Consider the following 16,297-nt stretch of genomic DNA (forward strand, 5'->3'; position numbering starts at 1 on the left):
ACTGTAATTGCCATATACCATATTGGTTAAAGACAAAATACAATTTTATTTTCATAAACCTTTGTATCAAACACTTACAAAAGTTTAAAGAATATACCTATGCTAGAAGAAATAGAAGCAGTTGACACCGCTGAGGGAAAAGATGAAGTAGTTTTAGATGACAATCAGCTTGTTTGTTTGCTGACTGGAGACATCAAGAAGAATTCCAATAAAGAAGAAAACTTACAGTCCGTTATCCGGATGCTAAACGAAGAGTACGGCTTTGATTTAGCAGATATGGAGCGTGATTTCTCTATCCTATACATAGAACCAGACACCGGTAAGAATAAAAAACAGAAGGTAGAACTGGCTGTGTTTGAAAAGGATGCTGCGCATTCACAGGATAACATTATCCGCATCTGCGTGGTACAGGACGATAAGACCAAGGAGAATGACAAGAAGAAAGGCCTAGTTGCCACACTTGAAAATACCATGGGTGCAGTCGAGAACTGTGAGTTTGGCTTGTGGGCAAATGGCCTTACCTATCATTACCTGCAAAAAGAGATTGATGCTTTCGGAAATGAAAACTTTATAGATATTACCAATTTTCCAGGTGAAGGGGAAACAATAGCTGACCTAGAAAGAAACGACAGACCTCCTGTTGTACCTGCCAACGACTCCCTAATAAAGGTTTTCAAGAGAAGCCACGATTACATCTATGGCAACGAAGGCCGAAAAAAGGATGCTTTTTGGCAATTACTAAACTTAATCTTCTGCAAGCTTTATGATGAGAAACGAAGGTTTATCTGTGCTGAAAGAGGTGAAAGCTACCGCAGAAAGTTTTGGGTTGGTGTAAAAGAGCAAAATACAGAAGAAGGGCGTAAGGCAGTAGCCGATAGAATCAAGGGTATATTTGAAGAACTAAAACAAGACGGCACCTTCTCAGAGGTATTTGAAGGTAACGAGTCTATAGGCTTAACGGATAAAGGACTTGCTTTTATCGCTGGTGAAATAGCCAAATACTCTTTCTTGGATGCCTCTGTGGATGTAAAAGGCTTAGCTTATGAGACTATAGTTTCCAATACCCTCAAACAGGAAGCAGGTCAATTCTTTACGCCACGCAATATCATCAAAGCGATGGTGGAGATGCTAAATCCAACTGAGGGCCAGCGAGTGCTTGATCCTGCTTGTGGTTCTGGAGGTTTCCTGGTGATGGTGCTAGACCATGTGCGAAAGCAAATTGCTAGAGAACTCTTTCCGAATCTAGACGGGCCTCTGCTCGAAGAGAAATACAACTCGTTTGAAGTAAATGAGCGGGTAAAGAAGTACGCAGAGAACAGCATTTTCGGCTTTGACTTCGACCCAGATCTAAAAAAGGCTGCTCGCATGAACATGGTAATGGCAGGTGATGGCCATGCTAACATTTTCCATGTCAACTCACTTGCTTATCCTAATTGGGAGAATCCAGTAGAAATGGATAAGATCCAAGACTCAATAGACAAAAGTGTTAAAGAGTCCCGTGAAACAGGTCATGAATATGTAGATGCTCGAGGAAAATTTGATGTAATTTTTACTAACCCACCCTTTGGAGCCAAAGTTAAGGTAGAGAAAGAGATCGCTCTACATTACGAATTGTCCAAGTATAGCGATGCACCCGAAGTTCTTTTCATTGAAGCTTGTTATAATTATCTAAAGCCGGGAGGAAAGATGGCTATAGTTCTACCTGATGGCATACTTGGGAACCCTAATACTTTTAGAGTAAGAGAGTGGATTCTTGATAAATATAAAATACTGGCTTCTGTAGATTTAGCTGTCGAAGCTTTCTTACCACAAGTTGGTGTTCAGGCTTCTCTTTTGTTTTTACAAAAGAAGACATCTATAGAGCGCCAACTAGCTCAAGTCCAAGAAGAAGAATATGAAGTATTTATGGCAATAGCTGAGAAACTTGGTAAAGACCGAAAAGGTCTTCCTATATATCTTCGAGATGATGATGGAGTAGATTTATTATTCGAAGAAGTTAAAGAGTATTTAGTATCTCATAAAGATGGCGGAAAGGTAGTAAAAAAGCGGAAAGAAAAGCTTAAGCATTTAGCGGATGATTTACCTAAAATTTCGAGAGCGTATTTAGACTTTTTAAATAGGTAGTTATGAAAATTGATCTTATCAAGCTATCTGAATTAAAAGAATCTAATTTAAGACTTGAAGGAAGATTCCACTTAAGTTCAGATGCTAAAAACTTTAGAGTATTAAGGAAAGCCGCTTTCCCACTTAAGCTATTAGCTAATTTTGGCGAAATTTTCAATCCCCCTGTATTTAAAAGACAGTTCTGTAATAAAACCGAACGCTCTACTCCATACAGAAAGAGTCATGACATTATAAGGACTTATGAAGATTCAGAACTTTTTCTACCAAAAAAGCAAGTGGATAAATGCAACTTAGCTGTTCGACAAAACTGGATATTAATAACTGGATTCGGAACAGATGTTGGTTTTGCTGGAATAACAACGGAATTATTTGACGGAAGTGCTTTTGCTAATAATGTATGTAGAATCATTCCTAACAATAGTGTTCCTTTCGGTTACATAACTGCATTCTTATTATCCAAATTTGGAAAGTCCCAAATAAATAAGAATGCGTCTGGGTCAGCTATACGATACATTGAAGCACCTGGTATAAAAAAAACATTGATACCTCTATTACCTGAGAATAAGCAAGATGAAATTCATAAACTTATCACTGACTCAGTTTCACTTAGAGTTAATGCAGAGAAGTCATTGAAGGAGGCCGTTGGTTATTTTGATGCATTAGGTATCAACTATAAATATGGAAGCTATACTTCTAGAGTCATTCCTATTAGCAAGGTCAATCTTGAGAAGAAACGATTTGATGCAAATTACACAGTAGTAAGCGATTTAGTTTTAAATACCATCAAAGAAGGTTTTATTGAATATACGACTATATCATCTTTAGCAAAAGATATATTTATTGGACCAAGATCTAAGAGGAATTATGTCAAAAAAGGTGTTCCTTTTCTTTCTACTGCTGCAATACAAAGAGTTAATCCTACAAAAGTTGATAAATTTATAAGTAAAAAAGCAGCGGATGGATTCTTAGTTAAAGAAGGTTGGATACTAACTACTAGAAGTGGTACATTAGGTGATACTATATATGTGCTACCATCACTAGATAATTACGCAGTTTCTGAAGATGCAATCAGAATAGTGCTAAAGGAAGAATCAAATATTACTTCAGGATATTTGTATGCATTCCTCAAATCTGATTTAGGTAAAAGCTCGCTCCTTTCTGGAGCTTATGGCTCTATTATCCAACATTTAAACGAAACCTATATTGGAGAAGTCAAAGTTCCTATTCTAGATATAGAAAAACGGTTAGAAATTGAAAAAAAAATAAAGTCACATATAGAAGCATATGATCAAGCTATAAAATATGAAAATCAAGCTGTAGAAATTATAGAACAGGAGATCGAATCATGGCAATAATAGCAAAGCCACCCTATTTTGAATCAGTAGTAAACGCTGGAGAGCAGCGTTTACTTGAATTCTTGGAGCTTAACCTCTCTGATGATTATTACTTGATACCAAACGTAGAGCTAGCCTCTACCAATCCCCGTAATAATCGCACGCAGTATTGGGAGTATGATCTGATAGTGGTGGCTCCGCATGCCATTTACAACATCGAGAACAAAGACTGGAAAGGCCGCATAGAGGGGGATGATAACTACTGGTACATCAATGATCGGCAAACACAGAACCCGCTTAAAACAGGCAGGCAGAAAACCGCTATACTAGCTTCTAAACTCAAAGAGCAAAACTATACGTGGAATTCGGCTTGGGTGCAAAGTATAGTTACACTCTCCTACCCTAACACTTATACCCCCTCTTTATGGCAAGAGGCGGGCAAGTTAACCTTCCAGCTCAACGAACAGCTAATTGATTTTCTAACTGATCCTCATAAGGTAGGAAAGCTTGAAAATGACGTTACTGGTATCCAAAAGGATGTTGTTGACTTCCTGATAGGTGTTCAAAGCCAAAAGTCTCCTGATCAAAAGCGAGAGATAGAAGGCTACGAAGTAATTGAGGTGCTACAACAAGAACCAAACTTCGTAGAGTACCTAGTGAAGCCAAAAGGAGTAACCTCTTCAATTCGTAAACGAATCAAGGAATACTCCTTACAGGTAAACGGTCTGACTCCTGCAGAGTTAAGCTACAGGGAAGATCAAATCAAGAACCAGTACATGGCTCTTAATAAGATAAAGGCAAAGCCTTTATCTTAAATGTAGAGTTCAAGATAGACGAGCAAAACCATCTTTTTTATGAGATCTCAGATTTTCTAGATGAGAACTCTCTGCGGGCAGAAGCTAGAAGTAAGACGTTCACCTTTGATGAAAAGCTGAACATCATTAAAAATGTGATGACAGCCTTGAAAGAGTCTCACAAAGAGAACATCTATCACCGAGACATTAACCCAGATAACATCTACTTGATTAGTGGCTATGCTTACTTGGGTAACTTTGGTAAGTCGTACTTTTCAGACCACAATGAGCAGGGTTTCACGGTTATGGCTACGATCAATGAGTCGAACGCTACTCCATACCACCCACTCGAGCTCACTATAGGCGATGCTTCTCGTGCTTCGGACATTTACTCTTTAGGGGTATTAATCTATTGGCTATTTGCCGAGAAGGAGCCTGTCAAATCTCCTTATGAATTAGACAAGCTTGGAGGTAAACTCCCAGCAGATAGATTGCCTACTGCCATTAACCCCTCTCTGCCCAAATGGTTAAATGAAATAAGCCTAAAAACTATTCTGGTTGATGATACACACCGGATCGACAGTATTGAGGAGTTAGATAAGCTTTTAATTAACTTTTTAAAATCAGATGATTCGGTAAAAGACAGTGCTAAGCCAACTACGAAGCCAAATGTGCCCCAAGACCCCTATGACCTGAAAGAAGGTGATCAGGTTGAAGTATTTACTATTTACCAGGTATTAGGAAAAGGTGGCTACTCAACTGTGTTTAAGGTTAAGCATGGTCTGCAAGGGAAGGAGTTTGCTCTGAAGCTATTCAATCAAAGTGTCAATGCTAGTTCTGTTATTGATGAATATAATGCTCTGGTAGATTTACATCACCCTAATATTGTAAAATTCGTCTGGAACGGGATACTGCCAACTGGCCAGTTCTATACCTTAACAGAACTTCTTCATGGAGAGAATCTGAGCGCTTACACAAGAACAGATGCTCGGTTGCCAGTTAATCGAGTATACCATGTAGGCAAGCATATTTTGAGTGCTCTGGTTGAGATGCAGGCACAACAGAAGCCGATTCTACATAGAGATATCAAGCCTCAGAATATTATCTGGGATAAGGAAGAGCGCTTCGTCCTAATTGACTTCAATGTTGCTTCTTCTACAGAAACAAACAAAGACTTTGTCGGTACAAACCCATACTTAGCTCCGGATTTAGTTACCGATAACTACAAAGTAAACTGGGATAAATCTGCTGATACATTTGCCCTTGGCGTCACTCTTTATGAGTTAGCTTGCAAGCAGCACCCTTGGGTTCAGAAAGTACCTTCTCTCAGTCTCCAGCCACTAAACCCCAAGTCTGTAGAGCCTAGGCTTTCAAGTACTTTTTCGGATTTCTTGGCCAAAGCGATAAGTGCAAAGAAAGAAAACCGCTTTGCCAATGCTCAGGAAATGCTAGATGCTCTGTTGGCAGTCGGAGAGGATAATTTACTTGAAGAAAACAAGACTGGTCAAGTAGTCAAAGTTAACTCAGAGGGTGAAGAGCAGGACTTCCTGGCTTACGTGAACTCCCTGTACAGCCAGTCAAAGTATGGCAATGCTGGTACCCGAGCCAGCTTTGAAACAAGTGCTTACGACAAGCTCACCTACACTCCTACTAAGTTAGACAAGAAGTTAATTCCTGCCATTCTGGATGGTCACTTTAAACTTGTCGTAATTACAGGTAATGCAGGCGATGGCAAAACTGCTTTTATTAGGAAAATAGAAGATGCGGAAAGTGTTACCAATCGTGAAAGGTTTGCTCACAAAAACGGGGCACGTTTCAGAATTGGGTCTGTAGCATTTGAAAGTAATTACGATGGTTCTCAGGATGAAGATGAAAAAGCGAACAACGAAGTACTAGAGTCATTCTTTAAGCCCTTTGAGAACCTCACTAGCTACAGCAATGCGGCTGAAGGCAGAATCATTGCCATTAATGAAGGTCGTCTGGTTGAGTTTCTAAAAACATCAGATAAACACCACCAACTCGCCAATATTATTGAAGATTACTTCTATCAGGAAGGCCACAGAGACTTACCTGATGGCGTCATGATCATAAACCTGAACCTGCGTTCGGTAGTAGCAAGCGAACAGGCTCACCCTAGCCTATTCCGTGAGCAGGTTAAAGCATTAACAAAAAAGGAGCTGTGGAGCAAGTGCAATACTTGCCCTGTTGCCAATCAATGTTTCATCAAGTACAATGTTGACTCTTTCAACGATATGGCAGCTGGTGAAGAAGTTATCACCAGAATGGAGTGGTTGCTTCGAACAGCTAGCCTCAAACGAGAGATGCACATCACTATGCGTGATCTTCGCTCCTTCATCGCTTTTACCCTAACTAGGGATAATACCTGCGAAGATGTAAAGAAACAATTGAGTGGAGGCACACCTGAAAGTTACTGGGAGTACTTTTACTTCAATGTAACTAACCCAGCAGCTAAAGACGGTGGCGAACAAGACAGGCTTGTTAAACTGTTAAGAGAGACGGATATTGGTGAAGTGACTGTCCCTAACCTCGACAGAGATTTATTCTTCGGGAAACACCACTCCCGGAATTATCTGGAATTCGCTGAACGAGACCTTAATCTGATAAGCGCCTTCAATGAGCACAAAATATATGTTCCTGCTCATGAGCAAGATTCTTTTATTCTGACCAGAATCAAGCAGATTCAAAAAAGCTTTATCAGACATCAATATTTTGAAGGGAAAGCACCATATCAAAAAAGACTACCCTACCAGTCAGTGTTTGAGTTCTTTGATGTGCTGAAGAGTGATAATCAACAGAACAAAGCTATCCTCAAAACTAAAGCAAGTATTTCCAGGGCAGTATCTTTAAATGAAGGCTGCGACAATCAAGGTATAGATCAGAATTTCTTAGTCCTTTCTTCCTCAGAGGTAAAAGATCCATACAGCAGTTCTTACAGGCTCTTCCCACTGGATGATTTTGAGTTGTTTGTTAACAGAACCGACCATTTAGTGAAGTATCTGGAGTATGAGCCTGATAGCTTAATTTTTAGACACAATAAGGAAAAGCACATACAGCTGATTATCTCTCTGGACCTGTATGAGATGCTTTACTTTATTCAAAAAGGATTCAGCCCATCTCTGAATGACTTGAAGGGTAAGTTTATAGAGCTAATCATCTTTAAAAACCTCTTAGAGAACCTTAGCTACCACAGGGTTGTGGTAACCAGAGACAATCTAAACTTCTTTAAAATCGAGAAAGAGGCAAATAATACATTGAATATACAACCAATGGATGTAGAGTATGGCTATTAAACTAAATGGTGAGGAAGGTGTCTTCAGAAATGAGTTAATATTTGCTGTAGATGCTAAGGCTATCAATATCGACAATACCTTTATCAATTTGTACATGCTCCTTCGGCATAACGGGGTTAGGCCTAGACAGAGAGCAAGCTCCGGTACGAAAGCATTTATTGATGTTGATCGCCTCAAAGGTGTATTCAGTGCACTAGAGAAAGAAGGGTCCATAAAAGGATATAACGACAATCCAGAGGCTGCTGAGTTGTGGATCAGAAGCAATTTAGTAAACATGGTAAATAGAGGTCGAGTTGATCAAGAGAAAGTATCTTCTCTGCGTCCTATACATTTAGAAAGCTATCGTGTACGGAACGCTTTAAATACTCGTGATTACAACTCAGCTGATCAAGTTTACTTAATGCTGAATGCAGACCCTGCAGTTAAAGAAAGCCTGAAAGACTTCCTGATGGAAGGTTGGGATAAAACTACAGAGAAAATAAGCACTGGCTTAGATTTGGACGTTGATAGCTTAGGACTGTTGCACCTTATTAAAAATGTTAAGCCTGGTTTTATAGATAGCCCTTCCACATTCAGTAAAATTAAGCTATCCTTGAGGACCAAGCTAAAATATTTTGCGAGGATATAAAAAAGGCTTCTCATATACAAGCGAGTTATACCTAGGAATGTACTGATCGATTACCTTAAGACCCTTACCTCATTTCATTTGTCGCTTTACATTCAGAAGTTGATTTATCTACTGCCCAAGATGGTAGCAGCTGGATCCAAGGATGTAATTGATGATTGGAGTATTGTGGTAGACGCAACGGATGATTATGAGAGCAAAGTAGCCTCAATGGCTGTAGAAGATTGTGATAGGCTAATTAACTCGATTTATGACTACATAAGGGCTACTTTTCAAATCAATGCTGCTCTGAGATACACTAAACTTGATAAAAATGATTCTGAGAGCATAAATTTAGCACTGCAAGTAATCAAAGAGAGACCAGCGGGGATGGAAGCTTACTTTACTGTTGCCTGGGATAATGCTTATGCCTCTCTCGATGAAGATAACAAGTCACTTCTCGATGATTTGAAGCAATATGAACCTGAATACTATGACCGTTATGTGGAACTTATCCTTAAAGCCAGAGGCGCTTATCAATATAAGTACCACATGCAGATGTTGGATAACCTCTCTCAGAAGAACAGTGATAGAGGGTTAATGGCACAGGGCCGAAGCCGTAGGCATCCACGTAGGTTTGTGATTGGCACCAGGCTGCTTGAATCCTTAGTTCAAATTATGGTGCTAGATGTCCAGCCCGACAAGTTCAATACCAAGACTTTATCAATTGAAGAGCTAATTGAGACTCTAAGAAATCGATACGGCTTAATTATCAACGGCCTTACAGAAGACCGCTTCAAGGATGCCAACCTATCTACACACCTTGCTTTTAAGGATAATGTAAATGCCTTTAAGTTGAAGTTGAGGCAGATTGGCTTTTACAATGACCTGAGTGATGCTTATATCCTTCAAAAAATTAGACCTCGATACCAAGTAGCTTCTAACTAACATGGAAACATCAACTTCTATACAAACTTATTATAAGAGGATTATTGACCTGATTATTGAACAAGGTCATAGTGACTTTTCTAATGCTACAGCCGGACACTGTATGAAAATCACAGGTTTTGGTAGTAACGAGTTAGAGTACTTGTGGGAACGTCTCATAAGCTCCTACCCAAGCATTGATACTTTCATTATTGCAGAAGAAAGCAAGGGTAACAAATATATTTCTGCAACTAAGTTAATTGAGTATAGAAATAAACAGGAACGACCGCTACTGGTACTTATACCATCCAACAGTAGAACAGCAGCTGAAGATTCTTATGGTAATGCCACCTTCAAAGAGTTTGCTCTTGAAGGGATAGAAAAGAGCTTGCTCACAAGGCTATTATCAGAGTGTCCGATAGAATATAAAACAGTTATAGAAGAGGATATATTTGGATATCTATCTAATGAGAATTTAAGTCAGACTAATAAAATCAACTATTTATTAGATCTACATGAGAAAGGGTACAACTCAGACAATTTTGGTGACTTACTTTTTCATTTGAACCTTATTCCTGATTCAGATTTATTAAAGGAGAAAGCTAAAGTGCGCCCTAGGCTTAGCTTCAATGTACAAAGTATAAAAACACTATCCTCTTTTAGTAAGCCAATATACGATAGAATTGCGGAGCTACCTCTGGAGCCCAATTCTATCCAAAGAAGCATCGTTGATTTTCTAAAAAATGAGAGCGATGCTAAATCTGCGGAAGCTCTTACTGAGCTTATATATACAAGCTATAGTCATTTAAATTTCTGTAATTGGCCAATTCCAGAAATAGATCCTAAAGATGTAAAGCTTTTCATTGATTTTATAAAATCTTCCAACTTCAAGATAGAGGAAGGAGATAAAGTGTTACATGCTGAATCCGATAAAATATCAAAAGTCAAGATTAGACTCAAGACAACTCCTAAACCAAAAGATGTACCTGAATTAAAGTATTTTAAGGTTGTACTAATGTCTGTGGATGGCGGACAAGCTGAAGAGGTATTGACGCTGAGGAAGCTTAAAAATACAACGGCACAATCAAGCTTTAGAGATGCAACAGTAGAGCTACACTCTAATTTAATTGAGGAAGGGACCTACTTCTTTCGGATACTTGCTGAGGACGAATACGGTACTGTACTGAACTCAGATGATGACCTTTATGATGAGAAAGCTCAGAATGCTTGGGAAAATGCAAAGAAGGAAAACAAAGATGTACTAAAGTCTAGCTTTGGAACTAAGTATACTAGTGATTCGGAGAATTTTTACTTTGCTGTTACTGAGGTAGCCCCTAATACAGAAGAGCAACGGAAAGATAAAGTCTACAATATACTTCAGGCATTTTTTAGATTCAGATTGGACAATCTGAAAAATGACCAAGAACTGACAATGCCTTCTCCATCAGACTCCTCAAACGTCTGGTTAAACGATAGTAAACCAAAGCATATATCTACATTTTACATCAACTACTCACCAAAAGATAATTACCAGATAAACTTATCTACTAAGTTAAGAGCTATTGAAGACTGTATCCTAAATAATTACTCCTCTTTTGGGTATGTCGATGCTACAATTGATAATAATTCAGCTAGTTTAGGTCTTCTTTCCATTGATTTTAAAGAAAGCAAACTGACTGATATTATTCCCGGTGAAATCAAAGAGTTGAGGTCATCTATCTTTAAAAGGATACAGGAATCGAACAGCAGTAAAAATGGTGTATTTGAAACAGCTGATTTATTCAACTATATAGATGAAATAAAGGCATACATCATAAGCTTTACAGCTTGGACGACACAGTTAAAATCGAAACTTACAAACGAGGAACTTGCGCCTGAGGAGCATGAAGAATTAAAAGGATTTCTAGCCCAGCTACAGTTCACGGACATTGTTAGGGTACGCACCAAGTTACCTGATGGTAAAGATATTGTTGCCTGTCTACTATCCCCTTTACACCCTCTCCGCTTATCTTGGTTTATACAGCTTTATGAAGTATTCACTGAATGGGAAGAGAAGACTAAGGCCTACGATAATTATAAACAGGACTGGGGCAAAAATCTTGAGCTTTATTCGAGGGAACTTTATTCCCCGAGAACAATCCTTTGGTTATCGTTGACCCTGTCACATATAAATACTATCATTATTCTGGCGAACTGACCTTCGGATGGGGGGTGTACTTAGGAGCCCCTCAACAGAAAGAGCTAAAAACACTTGCTTCATCTAATAGACAGTTTAAGCACTATTTAAGGCAATTGTTCAATGTCACAAAGGAGAGCTATGTTGAAACAGACATTAGCTTGAAGCTAGTAATCAGACATCTGAAAAACTATCTACTTCAGCATCCTTATACAGACAAGTTGACGATTAACTTAATTAATGCTGGTGATGCCGGTGTCTTTGCTGATGCACTAGTTGAACTGGAGAAAGAGCCTATTTACAGAAACGTAAAGTATGAAGTACGTCTCTTCAAAGGGGATGATAAAATTATTGAACATGGCGAAGCTTTAAGCAATCTCCTTAATCCAGAATCAAACATTACTGAGGAAGCTGAATCATTTTCACAACCATCAAAAAACAGGCTGTTTCCAAAGCTTAGATATTCTATTAACTATATTAACGATTATCTAGAACGGCCGGTAGACTTTCCTTCACATATTAGCTTTCTGGTCAGCCCTTTTTCGGTACACATTGAGCTTGTAAAGCCATATTCCAGTCTTAGAAACTTTTATCTTAATGGGCTGATCACTGACCCAACTGTAGTGGTTGAGGAGAAAGGAGAGCAAATAAAATGGAACAGGTTTATCAATCCGGACGAGACGAAAGTTAATGCTTCTCAGTTGGGAAAATCAGGTATTGAACTCTTCAAAAACTTACAGGGATTCACTGCCTCCGTATTAGCAACGAAGCTAACGAACTCATTAACTGCTACCCAGTTAAGTCTCAATGAAAAAGATAAAGTACTTATTGCTCATCTGCACGAGTTCTCTGACTGGGTGATTACCTTCGATAAAAACATAGGTCCACAGGTATTTGACCAGCCTAGCAAGAATGGACGTATTCCGTTTTTATTGGACTATATACCGGGAGAAGAAATCTCGGGTATCTCTTCATTTCTTACTACCAGCCCTAGCTCAGAAATAATCGGATTGATGGGTCCGCACTTTGAGGACTTTGGGCTTGATGTCCATAATCCTGAGAATGAAGAGAAGTTAAAGATTCTGTTAGAGGATTTACGAGCTGTAAGCAGTTCGCTTGTGCTGCAGCTTAATTCTACTAAAAACAAAGCCTTTGAGGTTATAGGATCAGCTTTTACAAAAAGGGTACTTGAGAAGAAAGGCTTCCTTACTGATTCATTTCTTGTACCTATAGATCTTCACCAAAATTTATTTGAAGATCTTCCAAGCGACTCTAAAAGCAGAGCCGACAACTTGTTAGTTTCAATTGACATTGTCAAGAAAGAGATTCAGATAACAGTTATAGAGATTAAGTGTAGAAAGTCTTTAGGTCAGGCAGATAAAGAAGAGCTTAAGAGTAAGATAAAATCTCAAATTGATAACACCATTACTGCTTTAAGACAGCATTTTGATCCTGAAAATCATCAATCTTTTGATAGACTTGATAGAGAGATAAAAAATAAAGAGCTTAAGTCTTTGCTTTCCTTCTACATCGAGAGAGCTCACAGGTATAATTACTTATCTGAAAATGCATACGAAAGCTATATTGATTTTCTTCAAAACCTCGACTCTGGCTTCAGCTTGAAATTTAAGCAGCTCGGTTTGATATTCGATATGGGTGCTGCTAAGAAGCACCAAAAGGAGATATTAGATAGTGAGCTTACAATCTTCACATTTGGTGGCAGGCTTATCAGCGATATTCTTGACCCAGATTCAGATTTAAACACGAGAAGAGTGGAGGATGAGGAAATCGATAAGGAGCTAGAGGATGTAATTGGCACCAGCAGAAGACTTGATCCTTTCATCAAGAAATTTGTTACTCCATATAAGAACTTAGACCCTCAGGAGGAAGTTAAAACACCTCCCCACCAAGTCAAGGCCTCAGAAACGGTTCCTCAACAGGAGTCCCCTGTGATTACTCACACAGCTGAAAACTTTAACGGCAACGGAGTACAAGATCAAGGAGGGTCGCCTACTGAAAAGACTTACACCAAGGTAAACCTACCCGATACAATCAGTTCTGGAGCACAAGGCAAGACCGTGGATGATCATATTATTCCCGAATATGATATTTTAATCGGGAAGTCCTCCCCTAGTCCTCAGTACGGTGTTATTGGTAAAAGCATACACAACAAAACAATAGCTATTGACCTAAGCGAAACCAATACCATTAGCTTGTTTGGCGTACAGGGCGGGGGCAAAAGCTACACAATAGGAACTGTTTCAGAAATGGTACTCAAACAGTTTAGCAATGTTAATCTGCTTCCAGCACCATTGGCAGGTGTTATTTTCCACTATAGTGAAAGCATGGATTATGAGCCAGAGTTCACATCCATGATTTACCCTAATGATAAAGATGCAGAGCTTGCCAAACTAAAGGCTGAATTTGGAGCCGAGCCTAACAGTATAGAGGATGTTATAATTCTAACTCCAAAGGACAAAATTGAGGAGAGACAAAGTGATTATCCTTCTATACAAGTGCTACCAATAGCATTCAATTCTAAAGAATTAAATGTACAGGACTGGATGTTCCTACTTGGGGCTATAGGTAATGATTCTTCTTATATAAAAGAGTTAAAAGCTATCATGAAGGAGCACAGAAAGCACATCACCATCAACGGTATAAAGGATAGTGTGGATGCTTCTGCTTTGCTTAATAACACTCAAAAAGCTCTAGCAAGACAAAGGTTAAATTTTGCCAGTGAGTATATAGATGACACTTATTACCTTAAAGAAGTTTTAAAGCCTGGCCGACTTATAATCGTTGATTTAAGAGATGAGTTTATAGTTAAGGATGAAGCCTTGGGTTTGTTTGTAATCATGCTTAACATCTTCTCTGGGGTTAAGAACTTTGATGATAAGCATTTCAATAAGTTTATTGTATTTGATGAGGCACACAAATACATGGACAACAAGGATCTAACTGGTAATATTGTTACAGCCATTAGAGAGATGCGGCACAAAGGGGTTAGCATCATGATTGCGAGCCAAGATCCGCCTAGTTTACCGAATGAGATTATTGAACTAAGTAGTATCGTCCTAGTACATAAGTTTAATAGTCCGCAATGGCTGAAGCATATTCAGAAATCCATTATTCAATTAGGTTCTCTTACACCTGCTGATTTAGCTATACTTAATCCTGGAGAGGGATTTTTATGGGCTACTAAGGCAACTGAGAAGAGTATATCTAATAAACCGATGAAAATCTCCACTAGACCAAGAGTGACAAAGCACGGTGGTGGTACCATAGAAGCAACAGGTAAATAATGCACGCTTACACGTTATCCCGAAAGGGAAAAAGAGAGACAAATCAAGACTATATCATTTCAAAGACAATAGGACCTGATTTGTCTCTCCACTTAATTGCAGATGGAATGGGGGGCTATGAAGACGGAGATCTAGCTGCTAGAACTGTGGCCGAGTCTATTTCAGAATCTTTGTCATACACCAGCCAGCTTAATTTCTATGAAATCATCCAACAGGCTATATCATTTGCAAATTCCTCCATCTCAAAGTATACTGAGGATGGAGGAAAAAAGCTTGGTGCTACCATTGGCGGCATAGTCATAGGAGATAGAAAAGCTCTATGCTTCTGGGTCGGTGATGTTAAAATTTTCCATTTCCGGGATGGAGACATGCTCTTTGAATCCACTCCCCACTCACTAATGCATGAGATTCTAAAGAATGGTTCTATAACAGATGCTGCCAAAGCAAGTAAGTATAGACATGTAGTAACTCGTTCTGTTCAAGGTGACCATAGCAAATCTGAGGCGGAGTTTCATATAATTGAAGAAATCTTGGATACAGACATTCTATTGATTTGCTCAGATGGTGTCCATGATACACTTGCAGGAATTCAGCTGCAGCATTTTATTAGAAATAGCCTCTCCCCTACTGAACTGCTGAGTAAAATTGATGAAAGGTGCTCGATTGACTCTAAAGATAATTATTCAGCTGTTATAGTTAAGAATTAATAGGATGATAAATAACATTTAGAGACAGGCGGAACACTGCCACAATATGTAATTTATCGTTTATCTGAAACAGCTCATCCCGAACCGGAAACAGTATCGGGATGATCTGAACCACCTTCATGTGTCTCCTGATAATTTGGGGATATAGAAGCATATGGAGCGAATAAATAAATTTATCCGGTTTATCTAAAACTTTCTCATTCTCTGATTCTATAATGAATGTTAAACAAGAGGTTCATGATGAAAAGAGAACAAGAAAAGAGTGCAGCATGCTCCTCTGCAGAGCAACTCGACAGCTCAACATCGATACCAAGCAACGTCATTAACTACAATCACATCTATTTCCATGGCCTTGAAGTGCGTGGTGATTATATAGGGCATGTAGAAGGACACATTAAACCCGGCTCCCAACTACTTTATGTAGAAGTGGGATTACCTCACAGGGTAAAAGCTGTAGATTACGATCAACTCTACATTTATGCGGTTGAACATTACGAGATTGACAACGATAGTGACGGTTTCACCCTTTTCTTTAGGTGCAAGCGCACGAAAGCTATGTATACCCTCTTCTTCCCCAACTCATTGCTAAATGAAAATCAAAACGATGTGGAATCTGGCGAATATGAGAATTATGCCTGGAAAGACATTACTTCTGAGCATGAGCTCAATCAAAAGAAAGGATGGATATTTCTCTACAACACTAGATACACAAAGCTTGATAATCTAGGCTTCTAAGGGTGAGCTAGTTCGTGTTCATCGTGGTGTATCGCTCCATCTGTATTTCGAAACAAACAATAATGTAACTCACCAATGATTAATAATAGCGTTTAAAGCAATGGACGTAGAAGTGTTAACGAAAAGGGTATTTAAATATTTAGAGGGTGAATCCCTTCAAATGAGGGCGTAAAGCCAACTGTGTCAAAGGTTTTAGAGTACTACCTTTAACGCAGAAAACATGGAAGAAAAAAACGGCTTAGATCTGGACAAGATCAAGCGCCAGTTCCTGGAAGAGTTC

The 16,297-nt window shown here is 38.9% G+C and carries 10 protein-coding genes; all 10 read left to right on the plus strand.

What is annotated here, in order from left to right:
* Positions 1 to 99 precede the first annotated feature (99 nt).
* Positions 100 to 2,124 (plus strand): N-6 DNA methylase, encoded by a 2,025-nt coding sequence (locus O71_RS12750; protein ID WP_007657413.1) that lies wholly within the window; start codon positions 100 to 102, stop codon positions 2,122 to 2,124.
* 2 nt (positions 2,125 to 2,126) lie between these two features.
* Positions 2,127 to 3,479, plus strand: coding sequence for a restriction endonuclease subunit S (locus O71_RS12755; RefSeq protein ID WP_007657416.1), 1,353 nt, complete (start codon positions 2,127 to 2,129; stop codon positions 3,477 to 3,479).
* Positions 3,470 to 4,273 (plus strand): nuclease-related domain-containing protein, encoded by an 804-nt coding sequence (locus O71_RS24665; protein ID WP_202800222.1) that lies wholly within the window; start codon positions 3,470 to 3,472, stop codon positions 4,271 to 4,273. The genes O71_RS12755 and O71_RS24665 overlap by 10 nt, the downstream gene beginning before the upstream one ends.
* Positions 4,274 to 4,317: 44 nt before the next feature.
* Positions 4,318 to 7,563, plus strand: coding sequence for a serine/threonine-protein kinase (locus O71_RS12760; protein WP_255345387.1), 3,246 nt, complete (start codon positions 4,318 to 4,320; stop codon positions 7,561 to 7,563).
* Complete coding sequence (locus tag O71_RS24670) at positions 7,553 to 8,191, plus strand: hypothetical protein (protein WP_202800224.1); 639 nt, start codon at positions 7,553 to 7,555, stop codon at positions 8,189 to 8,191. The genes O71_RS12760 and O71_RS24670 overlap by 11 nt, the downstream gene beginning before the upstream one ends.
* Positions 8,192 to 8,290: 99 nt before the next feature.
* Positions 8,291 to 9,115 (plus strand): hypothetical protein, encoded by an 825-nt coding sequence (locus O71_RS24675; protein ID WP_202800225.1) that lies wholly within the window; start codon positions 8,291 to 8,293, stop codon positions 9,113 to 9,115.
* 1 nt (position 9,116) lies between these two features.
* The gene (locus tag O71_RS24680; RefSeq protein WP_202800226.1) at positions 9,117 to 11,291 is read left to right on the plus strand and encodes a hypothetical protein; all 2,175 of its coding nucleotides are present in this window, start codon (positions 9,117 to 9,119) and stop codon (positions 11,289 to 11,291) included.
* The gene (locus O71_RS24685) at positions 11,237 to 14,575 is read left to right on the plus strand and encodes an ATP-binding protein (RefSeq protein ID WP_202800227.1); all 3,339 of its coding nucleotides are present in this window, start codon (positions 11,237 to 11,239) and stop codon (positions 14,573 to 14,575) included. The genes O71_RS24680 and O71_RS24685 overlap by 55 nt, the downstream gene beginning before the upstream one ends.
* Positions 14,575 to 15,282 (plus strand): PP2C family serine/threonine-protein phosphatase, encoded by a 708-nt coding sequence (locus O71_RS12775; RefSeq protein WP_007657418.1) that lies wholly within the window; start codon positions 14,575 to 14,577, stop codon positions 15,280 to 15,282. Before O71_RS24685 ends, O71_RS12775 begins: the two co-directional genes overlap by 1 nt.
* 237 nt (positions 15,283 to 15,519) lie before the next feature.
* Positions 15,520 to 16,017, plus strand: a complete 498-nt coding sequence (locus O71_RS12780) for a hypothetical protein (RefSeq protein WP_007657420.1) — start codon at positions 15,520 to 15,522, stop codon at positions 16,015 to 16,017.
* The last annotated feature ends 280 nt before the right edge of the window (positions 16,018 to 16,297 follow it).

This window comes from Pontibacter sp. BAB1700 (assembly GCF_000277005.1).
GTDB classification, from domain to species: domain Bacteria; phylum Bacteroidota; class Bacteroidia; order Cytophagales; family Hymenobacteraceae; genus Pontibacter; species Pontibacter lucknowensis.